This window comes from Corynebacterium sp. zg-331 (assembly GCF_014267345.1).
In the GTDB taxonomy this organism is placed as follows: domain Bacteria; phylum Actinomycetota; class Actinomycetes; order Mycobacteriales; family Mycobacteriaceae; genus Corynebacterium.
This window is the reverse complement of record NZ_JACMYD010000001.1, coordinates 314,795-327,529: the sequence shown is the minus strand read 5'-3', so window position 1 is coordinate 327,529 and position 12,735 is coordinate 314,795. Positions and strand designations below refer to the sequence as shown.

The 12,735-nt window shown below is 65.4% G+C and carries 14 protein-coding genes; 4 read left to right on the top strand and 10 right to left on the bottom strand.

The genetic code is table 11. From position 1 onward, the window contains the following. Positions 1-44 precede the first annotated feature (44 nt). Together H7347_RS01640 and H7347_RS01635 are read right to left on the bottom strand one after the other, a co-directional pair. Positions 45-338, bottom strand: a complete 294-nt coding sequence (locus H7347_RS01640) for an acylphosphatase (RefSeq protein WP_370513881.1) — start codon at positions 336-338, stop codon at positions 45-47. Continuing rightward, on the bottom strand, positions 335-1,819 hold the full coding sequence (locus H7347_RS01635) for a sodium:alanine symporter family protein (RefSeq protein WP_152820680.1): 1,485 nt from the start codon (positions 1,817-1,819) through the stop codon (positions 335-337). Before H7347_RS01635 ends, H7347_RS01640 begins: the two co-directional genes overlap by 4 nt. 176 nt (positions 1,820-1,995) lie before the next feature. Between H7347_RS01635 and H7347_RS01630 the strand changes: the two genes are divergently transcribed. After that, complete coding sequence (locus H7347_RS01630) at positions 1,996-2,349, top strand: helix-turn-helix transcriptional regulator (protein ID WP_152820678.1); 354 nt, start codon at positions 1,996-1,998, stop codon at positions 2,347-2,349. Then, positions 2,346-3,050, top strand: a complete 705-nt coding sequence (locus tag H7347_RS01625; RefSeq protein ID WP_152820675.1) for an NADPH-dependent F420 reductase — start codon at positions 2,346-2,348, stop codon at positions 3,048-3,050. The genes H7347_RS01630 and H7347_RS01625 overlap by 4 nt, the downstream gene beginning before the upstream one ends. A gap of 15 nt (positions 3,051-3,065) precedes the next feature. On the opposite strand, the gene mutM is transcribed toward H7347_RS01625, so the two are convergent. The 7 genes from mutM to gdhA all read right to left on the bottom strand — a co-directional run bounded on the left by mutM (position 3,066) and on the right by gdhA (position 9,654). Continuing rightward, a complete protein-coding gene (gene mutM, locus H7347_RS01620) occupies positions 3,066-3,926 on the bottom strand; it encodes a bifunctional DNA-formamidopyrimidine glycosylase/DNA-(apurinic or apyrimidinic site) lyase (protein WP_152820673.1) in 861 nt (286 codons plus the stop codon). Then, positions 3,919-4,689 (bottom strand): ribonuclease III, encoded by a 771-nt coding sequence (gene rnc, locus H7347_RS01615; protein WP_152820671.1) that lies wholly within the window; start codon positions 4,687-4,689, stop codon positions 3,919-3,921. Before rnc ends, mutM begins: the two co-directional genes overlap by 8 nt. Beyond that, a complete protein-coding gene (locus H7347_RS01610) occupies positions 4,689-5,210 on the bottom strand; it encodes a DUF177 domain-containing protein (RefSeq protein ID WP_152820669.1) in 522 nt (173 codons plus the stop codon). The genes rnc and H7347_RS01610 overlap by 1 nt, the downstream gene beginning before the upstream one ends. A 12-nt stretch (positions 5,211-5,222) precedes the next feature. Then, a complete protein-coding gene (locus tag H7347_RS01605) occupies positions 5,223-5,966 on the bottom strand; it encodes a DivIVA domain-containing protein (RefSeq protein ID WP_152820667.1) in 744 nt (247 codons plus the stop codon). A 135-nt stretch (positions 5,967-6,101) separates the two neighbouring features. Continuing rightward, entirely contained in the window at positions 6,102-7,502 is a 1,401-nt protein-coding gene (locus H7347_RS01600) for a DUF6114 domain-containing protein (RefSeq protein ID WP_152820665.1), read from the bottom strand. After that, the gene (locus tag H7347_RS01595) at positions 7,492-8,061 is read right to left on the bottom strand and encodes a DUF6230 family protein (RefSeq protein ID WP_152820663.1); all 570 of its coding nucleotides are present in this window, start codon (positions 8,059-8,061) and stop codon (positions 7,492-7,494) included. The genes H7347_RS01600 and H7347_RS01595 overlap by 11 nt, the downstream gene beginning before the upstream one ends. Before the next feature lie 249 nt (positions 8,062-8,310). Then, positions 8,311-9,654: an NADP-specific glutamate dehydrogenase gene (gdhA, locus tag H7347_RS01590; RefSeq protein ID WP_370513880.1), complete on the bottom strand. Its 1,344-nt coding sequence runs from the start codon at positions 9,652-9,654 to the stop codon at positions 8,311-8,313. 173 nt (positions 9,655-9,827) lie between these two features. Between gdhA and H7347_RS01585 the strand changes: the two genes are divergently transcribed. Beyond that, complete coding sequence (locus H7347_RS01585) at positions 9,828-10,958, top strand: glycerate kinase (RefSeq protein WP_186337099.1); 1,131 nt, start codon at positions 9,828-9,830, stop codon at positions 10,956-10,958. On the opposite strand, the gene H7347_RS01580 is transcribed toward H7347_RS01585, so the two are convergent. Then, positions 10,928-11,326 (bottom strand): hypothetical protein, encoded by a 399-nt coding sequence (locus tag H7347_RS01580; protein WP_152820659.1) that lies wholly within the window; start codon positions 11,324-11,326, stop codon positions 10,928-10,930. The genes H7347_RS01585 and H7347_RS01580 overlap by 31 nt on opposite strands. An 82-nt stretch (positions 11,327-11,408) precedes the next feature. Between H7347_RS01580 and H7347_RS01575 the strand changes: the two genes are divergently transcribed. Continuing rightward, entirely contained in the window at positions 11,409-12,662 is a 1,254-nt protein-coding gene (locus H7347_RS01575) for an amidohydrolase (RefSeq protein WP_152820657.1), read from the top strand. The last annotated feature ends 73 nt before the right edge of the window (positions 12,663-12,735 follow it).

The window sequence follows — 12,735 nt, the reverse complement described above, 5'->3', positions numbered from 1 at the left end:
AGCCACAGGGCGCGAGACTATCGACGCCCGGGCAGTGTTGACGCCTAACGCTCCACAAATCCTTCTTCACCTTTGGGCAGCATCCACTGCTCCACCACCGCATCCACCTGACCCGGCGTACCGCCTCCCCGGAGCAACCCCAGCAACTCCTCGCACCGTGCCCGAGTACCCTCGGCCACCACGCACACTCGGCCGTCGCTAAGGTTCGTGGCGGAGCCACACAGGCCGAGTTCCAGGGCCCTGCTGCGCGTCCACCAGCGAAACCCCACCCCCTGCACGCGTCCGTGCACGAAGGCGACGAGGCGGGTGACGCCCTGCGGGAGATCCACATGCGTCACTGATAGTCCAGTTCCTCGTAGCGCCGCGGGCGCTGGGTGAGGGGATCGCCCCCGTCCCAGGCCTCCATGTGCTTCCATCCCAGAGTGGAACGGGAAATGTCCTCTCGGTGAAACACCGGATTAAGCCCGGCGCGGCGCTGCACGGAGTAGTGGCGCAGCACCGTCACCGCCACCCCGCTCAGGGGAATCAACGCGATAAGATTGATCGAGGCCATCACGCCGCTAAAGACGTCCGCCAGGGCCCACACCAGGGGCACCGAGCCGATCGCCCCGCCAAAGACACAGATCGCCACGAGCACGCGGAAGATGCGCAGCCACCGCGCGCTGCGCTGCTTGCCGGCCAGGTATTCGATATTCGATTCGCCGTAGTAGTAGTTGCCGATGATGGAGGAATAGGCCAGGAAGATAATGATGAACGTGAGGAAGTGAATGCCCCACTGCCCCACGGAAGCCGCCAGGGCGTGCTGGGTCAGTTCCATGCCGCCCGTCTCCTTATCCAGTTCCTGGCCGGCCAGCAGGATGATAAAGGCGGTCATGGAGCACACCACCAGGGTGTCAAAGTACACGCCCAGGGTCTGGATGAGGCCCTGCTTGGCCGGGTGGGAGACGGAGGCGGTGGCCGCCGCGTTGGGCACCGACCCCATGCCCGCCTCGTTGGAGAACAAGCCGCGGCGCACCCCCTGGATGAACACCGTGGCCAGGGTGGCCCCGGCGAATTCGCGGAAGCCAAAGGCGTGGGCCACGATGTCGACCACCATGCCGGGCACCTTGTCAATATTCAGGCCGATCACGATGAAAGCCAAGACGATGTAGAGCACCGCCATCACCGGAACCACGGTCTGCGTGAAAGAGGCGATGCGCTGCACGCCCCCAAAGACGATGAGCAGGGTCACGGCCGCGAGCACCAGTCCGATGATCGCGTTGGTGCGGATGCCCTCGTTGCCGATCGAGGTGGAAATCGCCGCGCTAATCGAGTTCGACTGCACCGCGTTAAACACGAAGCCGTAGGTCACGCAGATCACCACGGCAAAGACCACGGCCAGCGGTTTCCACCCCAGGGCGCGCGTCATGTAATAGGCCGGGCCGCCACGATAGGAGTCCTTGTCCCGCACCTTGTACACCTGTGCCAGGGTGGATTCCACGAAGGAGGTGGCCCCGCCGATGATCGCCAAGCACCACATCCAAAACACCGCGCCCGGGCCGCCCGTGGCCACCGCGATGGCCACGCCCGCCACGTTGCCCGTGCCCACGCGCGAGGCGGCGGACATGGTAAAGGCCTTAAACGCGGAGATCCCCTTGGTGCCCTCGGAGATCTCGGAAGGTTTTTCCACCACCGAGCGGAACATGTCCGGCAGGAAGCGGATCTGCACCAGGGCAGTGCGGAAGCAGTAGCCCAGGCCCGAGAGGATCAGCAGTGGGACGACCAACCAGGCCCAAAAGATGCTGTTGAACGCCTCCACGGCACCGACCAGAAAATCCATGCGCAAAAGATTACCGTTTCCGCCTCACGGAATAGTAACTCCGCTCCTTGAGCGTGCACGGATCACCCCAGCATGCGCCTTAGCGTCTGCAGGACCAGCGACCGGGGGTAGGTAAAATATCATGTACACTTCAGGGCGTACATATTTTCTTACGGTTCCCCTTAGGAGGATGCACAATGGCCAGTCGGCTCTCCCGCCCCCTCGCGATACCAGCGGAAGAAGAACTCGATCTCTTCGCCATCATGGCGGCCCTTGCCGATCCGACACGACGCGCCATCGTCGCCCACATCGCCGCGACGCCCGGAGGGGCCTGCGCCAGTGCCGAGTTCGGTGTGACAAAGTCAGCGCTGACCCGACACTGGCGCATACTCCGAGAGGCCGGACTGATCCGGCAGAAGGCCGACGGGACGCGCCACCGCAACTGGCTGCGCACGGAGGAACTCGACCGCCGCTTTCCCGGACTGATACACATGGTCCTCACCGAAATCGACCGAACACCCACGACCGTGGAGGAAGGATATAAAGCATGAACAAGATCGGAATCATAGGAAGCGGGGCCATCGGGGAAGCCATCGCACGCCTCGCCGTGGCGGCGGGCCTCTCCACGACGATGGCCAACTCGCGCGGCCCCGCCTCGCTCGACAACCTGATCCGGGACATAGGACCCCGCGCACACGCGGGAACGGTACAGGAGGCCGCCGCCGCAGAGATCGTCGTCCTCGCCGTGCCGCTAACGGCGTACCCGAGCCTGCCCACGGACGCGCTGCGAGACACGATCGTCCTCTCGACAGGTAATTATTACCCTTCCCGCGACGGCCGCATCCCCGTCCTCGATTCCCTCCAGGCCACAACCGCACAGTACGAACAGTCCCTGTTACCAGGCGCGCGCGTCGTCAAGGCCTTCAACAACATCGTTGCCCACCACATCCCCCTGCTCGCCCACTCCGCACCGCGCACCGCACTGCCCATCTTTGGGGACGAACCAGCAGCAAAAGACGAAGCGATCACTCTGATCCATTCGTTGGGCTTCGACACTGTCGATGGGGGCGAGCTCCCCGCATCGTGGCGCGCCGAACCCGAATCGGGCGCATACACGGAGACCTATGCCGCCGATCACGGTGGCTTCGCAGCCGATTATCTCGCGGATCGCGGTCGGCCAGTTCCCACCGCCGAACTCGAAGAAATCCTGGCTTCCGCACACCGGCCCGACGTCGCCGCCCGCCGGGTCTAGCCCCGGTATCGGCAGCTATCGAGGCCGCTGGCAGGTGGGGCAAAAATGCGAGGAGCGGTTCATGAAAGCCTCGCGGACGATCGGCGTGCCACAACGCGCGCACGGCTGGCCCTGACGCCCGTAGGCACGCAGGCTGACCTCGAAATACCCGGATTGACCATTGACGTTCACATACAAAGAGTCGAAGGAGGTGCCGCCCTGTGCCAGGGCCTTGGTCATGACCTCGCGGCCCGCCCGCAGCAACTCCTCCAGGCGAGCCTGGCTCACCCGGCTGGCCCGCTGTCGACCGTGCAGGCCGACCTGCCACAGCATCTCGTCGGCGTAGATGTTGCCGATCCCGGAGACGATCTCCTGATTCAACAGCACCCTTTTGAGCTCCGTGGGGCGCGCCTTGATGCGGCGGGCCAGCGCAGAAATATCTAGGGAGGAATCCAGGAGGTCCGGGGCGATGTGTGCCACCGGCAGCGGGATGCCGTGTTCGTCCGCCGGCGTAGCGCGCCAGTAGCCGAAGGTGCGTTGGTCGATGAACTGCAACCAGGTGCCCTCGGCGGAGCCCGCATCGGTCAGCGGGCCAAGGCGCGCGCTCGCCCGCAGGTGCGGGTGGGCCTCCGGCTGCTCCTTGATGAGCATCTGGCCGCTCATGCCCAGGTGCACCAACAGACATTCCAGGCGATCCGTACTCAGCCAGAGGAACTTGCCGCGGCGATGCGCCCCGGTAAGCTCGGCGCCCTCCAGGGCGCGCTCAAGGGCAACTCCCCCTCCGGGTTGATGGCGCGCGGCCCGCGGGTGCCACACCTGCACCCGGTGGAGGCGACGACCCACCGCGTGGCGCGCCAGACCCCTGCGCACCACCTCCACCTCCGGCAGCTCAGGCATCGCTCGATTCCGCGCTCACCTCGGCGCACACCTGGGGATCGGACAACGCCAGGCACGCCCGGTGGGCGGCTTCCTGCTCAGCGATTTTTTTGTTCTGCCCGCTCCCCGAGCCGACCACGCGCCCGTGGACGGCAACGTGGGCGGTAAACACCAGCTCGTGCTCCGGGCCGGTGGAGGTGGACTCGTAGGTGGCCATGGGCAGCTTGAGCTGCGCCAGGCGCTCCTGGAGCACCGTTTTCCAGTCCTCGTGGCGGCCCTTGGCCGTGGCGGTATCGATCTTGTGGCCAAATAACCGCAGGATCACCTCGCGAGCCACCTCGAAACCGTGCTCCCGGTAGATCACCCCCAAGATCGCCTCGGTGGTATCGGCCAGGATAGATTCCTTCTTTCTGCCCCCCGTGGCCAGTTCTCCTTTGCCCAGCAGGATGTGATCGCCTAGATGGATATCGCGCGCAATATCCGCGCAGCCGTACCGGGAGACGATCCCGGCGCGCATTTTCGAAATCTCCGATTCCGGGCTGGAGGGATACTGTGCGTAGAGCTGCGTGGCCACCGAGAGCCCCAGGACCGCATCGCCTAAGAACTCAAGGCGTTCATTGTTCGGCAGCATACCGTTTTCATTAGCAAAAGAACGATGCGTCAGCGCCAGACGCAGCCCCTCGTCGCTGATCTCCACGCCGAGCTTATCGAGCAGCGGTCGGTGATTGACCGCCTCGAAGGCGGCGTCAAGGGCCTCCTGCCCACTGAGTCGTTTCTTTTTCATCACAGGAACTTCTCCAGCCCCGCCCAGCGTGGGTCCGGCAGGCCGCCCTCGTCCTGCCCGGAGACCCCATCCGGGGCGGGAACCCCCGCCTCCTCCTGCGCGCAACCGTCTGGGCAGGAGGGGTTGAACGGAAGGTTCAGCCCCACCTCATCGGTTACCGCCTGCTGAATATCCACGCGATCGTCCACGATCTGCGGGATATCCTCCTCGTCCTCCTCCCCCTCGCCGGTAATGAGGTCCGCCGAATCCGTAAAGAACTGATTGATGTGGAAGCTCCCCTCCTGGTGCAAGGGAGCTAAGCAGCGAACGCACTGCCCGCGCAGCGGGGCCTGCACCTGGGCGTCCACGAGCACACCGGTACCCAGAGGCGTGAGCATCGCCTCCACGCTCACTTTCTCTCCTTCCTCGACGGCGATCATCGCCGCGCCAATACGCACCGGCGAGGGGCCGGAAAGGCTGCGGCGCTGAGGTGTGGAGGAGTGCACAAGGCCGGTGACGTCAAAAACAAAAGGTGAGTTCATAGCGTGCTCAGCTTACCCCGCGCGCTCGTCCTCATAATCATACGTCTCGCGGGACTCCCGCCCCGTGCCGGCCGCCCCCGCACCGCGGCGCAGGGCCGCCCGATCTCGCGATACCGTGCGCAGCACCCCGGAGAGCGTCTCCTCGAAGTCCGCGAGCTTGCCATCCACGAACTGATCGCATTCGCTGCGTAGCTTCTTGGAGTCCGCGTGCGCGGCGTCCACCACGCGGTGTGCCTCCTCGTTGGCCCGGCGTACCACCTCGGACTCGGAGACCAGGCGATTCTGCTCCGCCAGGCCTTCGTCCACGCTGCGCTGGTAGGAATCGTTACCGTCCGCAATGAGTCGATCGGCCTCCGCCTGCGCGCGCGAGAGCGTGTCATCGGCCTCGGCGCGGGCTCGACTCACGGTCTGGTGCGCGTCCTCCTCCGCCCGCGCCACCAGAGTGGTGGCGCGGTGTTGAGCGTCAGCCACCATTTCCTCGGCCTCGCGGTGAGCGCCATCGACGATCTCCGCCGCCTGGGCGTCCGCGTCACCCACGATGGTGCTCGCGCGTTCCTCGGCACCGCGCAGGATCTCATCCTGTTTGTCCAGGACATCTTGGGCGTCATCGATCTCGATGGGCAGGGCATTGCGCAGATCGTCGAGGAGGGCGAGCACGTCGTTGCGCGGCACCATGCAGTTAGAGGTCATGGGCACGCCGTAAGCCTGCTCCACTGTTTGAACCAGTTCATCCAGGGCTTCGAATACGCGGTACATGAAAAAAATGCTACCTGTTAGCCCGCGAACGTATCATTAGCGCTGGTCAGCGATACCCCCTGCGGATATTTCCCACAGGGAAGCGTCGATCGAGCGTGAGGCATCGCGGGCACCACGATATATGTATGCCTCGCGTTATTCCCCGAATGTCGTCGCCGGGGAGGCGATCAGGTCATCGGAGGAGATGTAATAGGTATCCATCGTCCCGTTAAGCATCACCATCTGATCGGACAACGCGTCGGGTACCCCCACGCCCAGCGTGTATAAGGCAGACTTGAGCTCCTCCGGGGGCATGTCCGCGCTGAGATTCAGGGCAACCGGCAGCGTCACCCCTGCTACCTGCGGAGTGACCTCTACGGAGTGGACGATGATATGAAAATTGCCATTGAGGGTGGTGATAGCGCCGGGTCCGCTGCGCTTCCACACCGGGGGTACCCCGGAGGCATCGCCGGGAAAACGCACGGAGAGATTATCGAGAATGGCGTGATCCGCGTCAATTCTGATCGCCTGGCGCGGCCCCTCGGCGGTATCGATGGTGACGTAAGAGAACTTTACGTTGCCCACCAGGGAGGTCTTATCCGTCATCACGGTGTAGCGATGACCACTGGGCGGCACGGCCCAGGCAATGGGCTCCGGAGGGGCGAGATCAATGCCGGGGATCGGCGGCAACGGGGCCTGGCCGATCTTGTCCAGAAACTGCCCGCGCAGGATGTCCTCGCCGCGCTCCCGCAACTCCTCCCCCGTGGGCAGCGGAGGCAGGCCCGGGATCGTGGGGGTTCCCGGCGCGGCCTGTGGACCTTGTGGGGACTCGGCGGGCTGGTCGTGGGTTCGCGCGGCGTGGTCTTCTCGCGGCAAAAAGGGGATGACGTCCTGGATACGGGGCAGCAGGGGCGGGTTGGCCTCCGCTGTGGGGGGCTGGCCCGCGGTGACCGCCAGCGCCGTGGCCGCCACCGCAGCCGCGGCGCCGCTGCCTGCGGCTCGCCGTCGTCTCCTCCGCCGCTGCCTGGGGTGTTTGTCTCGTTCCGTCCAGGATAGCGCCAGCGCCCCACCCAGCAGGGCCAGTAATGTTCCCACGCCGAAGCCACCGAAATTAGAGGTGGGCAACGCCACCACACCGAGGATCAGGGATACCACGCCGGTGAGAATGCGCCCCTCGCCTTTGAACCAGGTGAGAAATCCGCAGACGATGAGCAACACCCCGATGATGAGGGTGGATACGCCGGAGATGGTGGAGACCTGCACCTGGATATTGGAGATCTCGAAGGCAAGATAGGCGGGGGTCAGAATAACCGCCCCGGCGCAGATCATCACCAGCCCCGCCCCGAAGGGACGCTGTGTGCGCCACGAGGTGAAGCGCCTGTTGCCCCGCTCTAGTTTATCGACGGCGGGCACGACCCCGGCCTCGCTGCGATCCGAGGCAGACCGCACGGCCTCGGACTCCTCCTTTTTCCCGGTTCCGGTGGCTTCTTCTACCACGAAGCCAAGGTCGCGGGTCTCCTCGCTTAGTCCCTCCACGGGGGCATTCTTAGCAGACACTCTTCCCCACCTCTTCGATGGTGATCTTCGCCCCGGCAGCGGTGAGCTTATCGGCAGAAACGGAGGCGGCTTTAATCTTTTGGTCGCTGGCCACCAGCCCCTGCGCCACGATGGCGCTGGCCCCGGGTTCCGCCTGATCGGAAAGTTGCTGGGCATCCACGCCGATCTGCGGCTTGATCATGGTGAGGGCGCCCTCCAGGTTTTTCGCCCCGATCACCAGGTTCGAGGCGGTGGTGCTGGGGCCATTGGCGATCATCTGGAACTTACGTTCCCCCAAACCCGGAACGTTGATGGGCATGGACATACACATGTCGCTGATGGTGGCCTCGTCGAGACGCAGGCGGGTCACGCCCGTATTGCCGTCGCGCATGACTTCGTTGTCCACAAAGAGGTTCATACCCTGAGCCTCCATGGCGCCCACCTGCATAGAAAAGATGGTGTTGGACAACGCCAGGTTGGCCGACAGTCCGCCTTGGGCCATCGCTACCCCCATGCCCGCCGTGACCAGGGCACTGCCCGCCATGATGGCCGTGAATCGGATCTTCCTAATATGCCCCATGGCTTTGCTCCTTCGTTGGGCCTACGTGATAGCAGCCCCTCGATACCCCCATGGGTGAGAGAAGCCACTTTATTGTTTCCTGTTGCTACCAAAAGGGATACTAACACCCCCCTCGCCGCACCACACAAGTTTTTGTGGAAAATTTTTTGCCCCTCACGATCCCCTCACCCCCTCCCAAACACGCCACCCCCATACCCACAAGGGGCCCGCGCCTACCGACGCGAGCCCCTCTACCAGGAGTAATGAGCCTTAGATGATACCCTGAGCCAGCATGGCATCGGCCACCTTCTTGAAGCCGGCAATGTTCGCGCCCACGACGTAATCACCCTCATGTCCGTACTCCTTGGCGGTGCGATCCGCCGCCTTGAAGATATTGGACATGATCTTGTGCAGGCGCTCATCGGTGTACTCGAAGCTCCAGGAGTCCCGGGAGGCGTTCTGCTGCATCTCCAGCGCGGAGGTCGCCACGCCACCGGCGTTGGCGGCTTTGCCCGGGGCAAAGTGCACCCCCTCCTTGCGGAACACCTCGATCGCCTCGGCGGTGGAGGGCATGTTGGCGCCCTCCGCCACGTAGCGGCAGCCGTTGCCCGCCAGAGTTCGGGCGTGGTCGCCGTCGAGCTCGTTCTGCGTGGCGCACGGCAGGGCGACGTCGCACGCAAGATCCCAGAGGCTCCCCTCGGTGTGCAGCACGGCACCCTGCGCCTCCTCTACGTACTCGGACACGCGAGCGCGGCGTACTTCCTTAATCTCCTTGAGCAGCTCCACATCCACACCCCCCGGGGTCTCCACCCAGGCGGAGGAATCGGAGAACGCGATGACGGTGGCCCCGAGCTCCTGAGCCTTCTCGATGGCATAGATCGCCACGTTGCCGGAACCGGACACCACAACCTTGGCCCCATCGAGCTTCTCCCCGTGGGCCTTCATCATCTCCTCGGTGAGGTACACCGCACCGTAGCCGGTGGCCTCGGTGCGCACCAGGGAGCCGCCCCAGGTCAGCCCCTTGCCGGTGAGCACGCCGGACTCGTGCTGGTTGGCCAGGCGTCGGTACTGGCCAAAGAGGTAGCCGATCTCGCGCCCACCCACGCCGATATCGCCAGCGGGAACGTCACGGTACTCGCCGATGTGGCGGTGCAGCTCCGTCATGAAGGACTGGCAGAAGCGCATGATCTCTCCGTCGCTCTTGCCCTTGGGATCGAAGTCGGAGCCACCCTTGCCACCACCGATGGGCAGGCCGGTCAGGGAGTTCTTAAAGATCTGCTCGAAGCCCAGGAACTTAATGATGCCCAGGTTCACCGAGGGGTGGAAGCGCAGGCCACCCTTGTAGGGGCCCAGGGCGGAGTTGAACTGCACGCGGAAGCCGCGATTGACCTGCACCACGCCCTCGTCGTCCACCCAGGGCACCCGGAAGATGAGCTGACGCTCCGGCTCGCAGAGGCGCTGGATCAGGCCGTAGTCGGCGTAGTGGGGGTCCTTTTCCAGCACGATCTTGAGGGAGTCCAGCACCTCGGCAACGGCCTGGTGGAACTCCGGCTCTCCTGCGTTGCGCTTGAGCAACATGTCGTAGTAGCTGGATACCTGCTCTTCAATGGACACGGGGGTTCCTTTCTCTCGCGGCTCCCGCCGCCGTGCGTGCTCGCGCGGCGTGACCGAGGCCAGCATGTGATCGAGATATTTCAATTAAAGCACAGGTATTGCCCGAACGGAACAGCTTTCCCTCCTCGATCGGACATTTCCCATGCTCAGGACGGGTAAGTACCATTGGTCGAGTGACCGAAAAAACCATCGCCGAGCCATCCGCCCGCGTCGTTATCGCACCCGACTCGTTCAAAGGCCGCGCCAGCGCCCAGGAGGCCGCAGAGTACCTCGGAGCGGGCGTGCGCGAGGTGCTACCGCACGCCGAGATCGCCCTGGCTCCGATGGCCGACGGAGGCGAGGGCACCGCGGCAACCTTTAGCGGGCGCACCATCACCCTGCCCACCACGGACGCCGCCGGGCGCCTCACCGAGGCCAGCTACGTCTACGACGACACCACCGCCACCGCCTACATCGACGTAGCGGCCGCCTCAGGGTTACCCGCGGTCATCGACCGCCCCGTGCCGCTGACCGGGGACACCTACGGCACCGGCGTGCTCATCGCGGACGCCCAGACCCGCGGGGCGCGCACCATCACCCTGGCACTCGGCGGCACCGCCACCATCGATGGCGGCACCGGTATCCTCGTCGCCCTGGGAGCCACCCCTCTCGATCCCCGCGGCCGCGCCGTGCCCAAGGGCGGCGGCTACCTCTGCGCCATCGCCGACATCGATACCGCGCAGCTCAACATCCCCGCCGCCGCCAGCGAATGGGTGCTGCTATGCGACGTCCGCTCCCCCGCTACCGGCCCCGAGGGCGCGGCCGCCGTGTTCGGTCCGCAAAAGGGGGCCGAACCGGAGGACGTGGCGATCCTCGAGCGAGGCCTCGACCACCTCTGCACGCTCCTCGGGGTCGATCCCACCACCCCCGGCATGGGTGCCGCCGGCGGGCTGGGCATCGGCCTGACCTGGCTCTCGCGCACCCTGCACGGAAACGACTCCCACCTCCGCCTGTTGCCCGGCGCGCCCGTGGTAGCCGCCTCGCTGGACCTGCCGGAACTCATCGCCCGGGCGGACCTCGTCATCACCGGCGAGGGCCGCCTGGATCGCCAGTCCACCCGGGGCAAGGTGGTGGGCACCGTGCTCGACCTCGCCCGCCCCCACCACACCCCGGTGGCGGTGGCCACCAGCTCCGTGTCCGGGGAAACACCGCCGGGGACCCGGGTCACCCTGCTGAGCGATACCTCGGATGATCGCGCCCAACTCACCGACGCCGGACGGCGCATCGCCCAGGATTACCTGCGCACCTCCACCGTCCAGGGGTAATGCGCGGGCCGCTCGTGGGCGGCCTCGTTGGCCAGCAACACCGGGTCCTGCGGGAGGTCGGCCTGCGGGGTGAGCATCCGAGACAGGCTCATGGCCAGCTCGTTGATCGAGCCCTCCACCCCGTCCACGTCGAGGGTGTAGCGCCGCACGCCCGCGCCATCGAGATCGCGCCCCTCGTGCTCGGCGCGGAAGATCTCGCGGAGCTTCTCCTCCACTCCCTCGGCCACCTGGGGATGGGGGTCGAAGGAGAGTTCGGCACTGCGTGCCCTGCCGGTGGCGCGCAGCCGCTCGCTGGCATCAGAGAAGGCCGCGCGCAGCCGCTCGGCCGGATCGCGGGGGATCAACACGTCGAATTGAATCTTAGGCATGAGGCAAGCCTAACTAGAAATGATCGGGAATGGTTCTATGATTGGTGCGAACCCACATTTTTCTAGGAGTGAAACGTCACCGATGGGCACCATCGCTCAGTTGTTGCAGACCAGTTCCGTCGATCTCACCTTCCAGCGCGCCTTCTACGAGGACCTTCACGAGCACCCGGAGCTCTCCGGGCTCGAGCGCGCCACCGCGCAGCGCATCGAGACGATGCTGGAGCGCTTTGACTGCGAGGTTATCACCCAAATCGGCGGCTTCGGGATCGTCGCCATCTTTCGCAACGGCGAGGGCCCCACCGCACTCATGCGCGCGGACTTCGACGCCCTCCCCGTCAAAGAAACCACCGACGTATCCTATGCCTCCACCCGCATCCAGGCCCGCCCCGATGGCTCCACCGCCCCCGTCATGCACGCCTGCGGGCACGACATGCACACCACCGCCCTGATGGGCGTGTGCGCACTTCTCGACGCCTCCCGCGAGCACTGGAGGGGCACCTTCGTCGCGCTCTTCCAACCCGCCGAGGAGACCGGCACCGGCGCGGACGCGATGGTGGCCGACGGCCTGGCCCGCCTTATTCCCAAGCCCGACGTCTGCTTCGGCCAACACGTCATGCCGGGGCGCGCCGGCCAGGTGCAGACCATGCCCGGGGCGCAATTGGCCTCCACCAACTCCCTCAAGATCACCCTCACCGGGCGCAGCGCCCATGGCTCCATGCCGCACCGCGCCATCGACCCCACCTACCTGGCCGCCATGATCGTGGTGCGGCTGCAAGGAATCGTGAGCCGCGAAGTGGATCCCAACGAGTTCGCGGTGGTGACCGTGGGATCACTACACTCCGGCAGTACCAACAACATCATCCCCGATACGGCCGAGCTCGTGCTCAACTGCCGGTTCTACAACGAGGACGTCAAGCGTCACGTGCTGCGCGCCATCCGCCGCGTGGTCACCGCCGAGTGCGAGGCCTCCGGCGCGACCGTCGCCCCCGAGTTCGAGTTCTTCTCCCACGGGGAACTCACCGATAATTCCCCTGCCGTGTTTGAGCGGGTGCGGCCCGTCTTTGACGACGTCTTTGGCCCCGACTCCGTGGACTCCGCCCGCTCCACCGTGTCCGAGGACTTCTCGCACATCCCCCGCGCCCTCGGCGCGCCCTATCTCTTCTGGCTGGTGGGGTGCACCCCGCGCGAGGTGTGGGACAAGGCGGTGACGAATAACAGCGTAGGGCAGGACGTGCCCGTCAACCACATGCCCACCTTCCTCCCCGACTACGAGCCGACCGTTCAGGCCGCCACCCGCGCGGGGGCGGCGGCGGTACTGTCCTACCTGAGGGCGTAGGGCCGAAAAACCAGAAGGGGTTCGCCCATGCGTGCCGTAAGGCAGAGGCAACGGAGCGAACCCCACCGCGTGA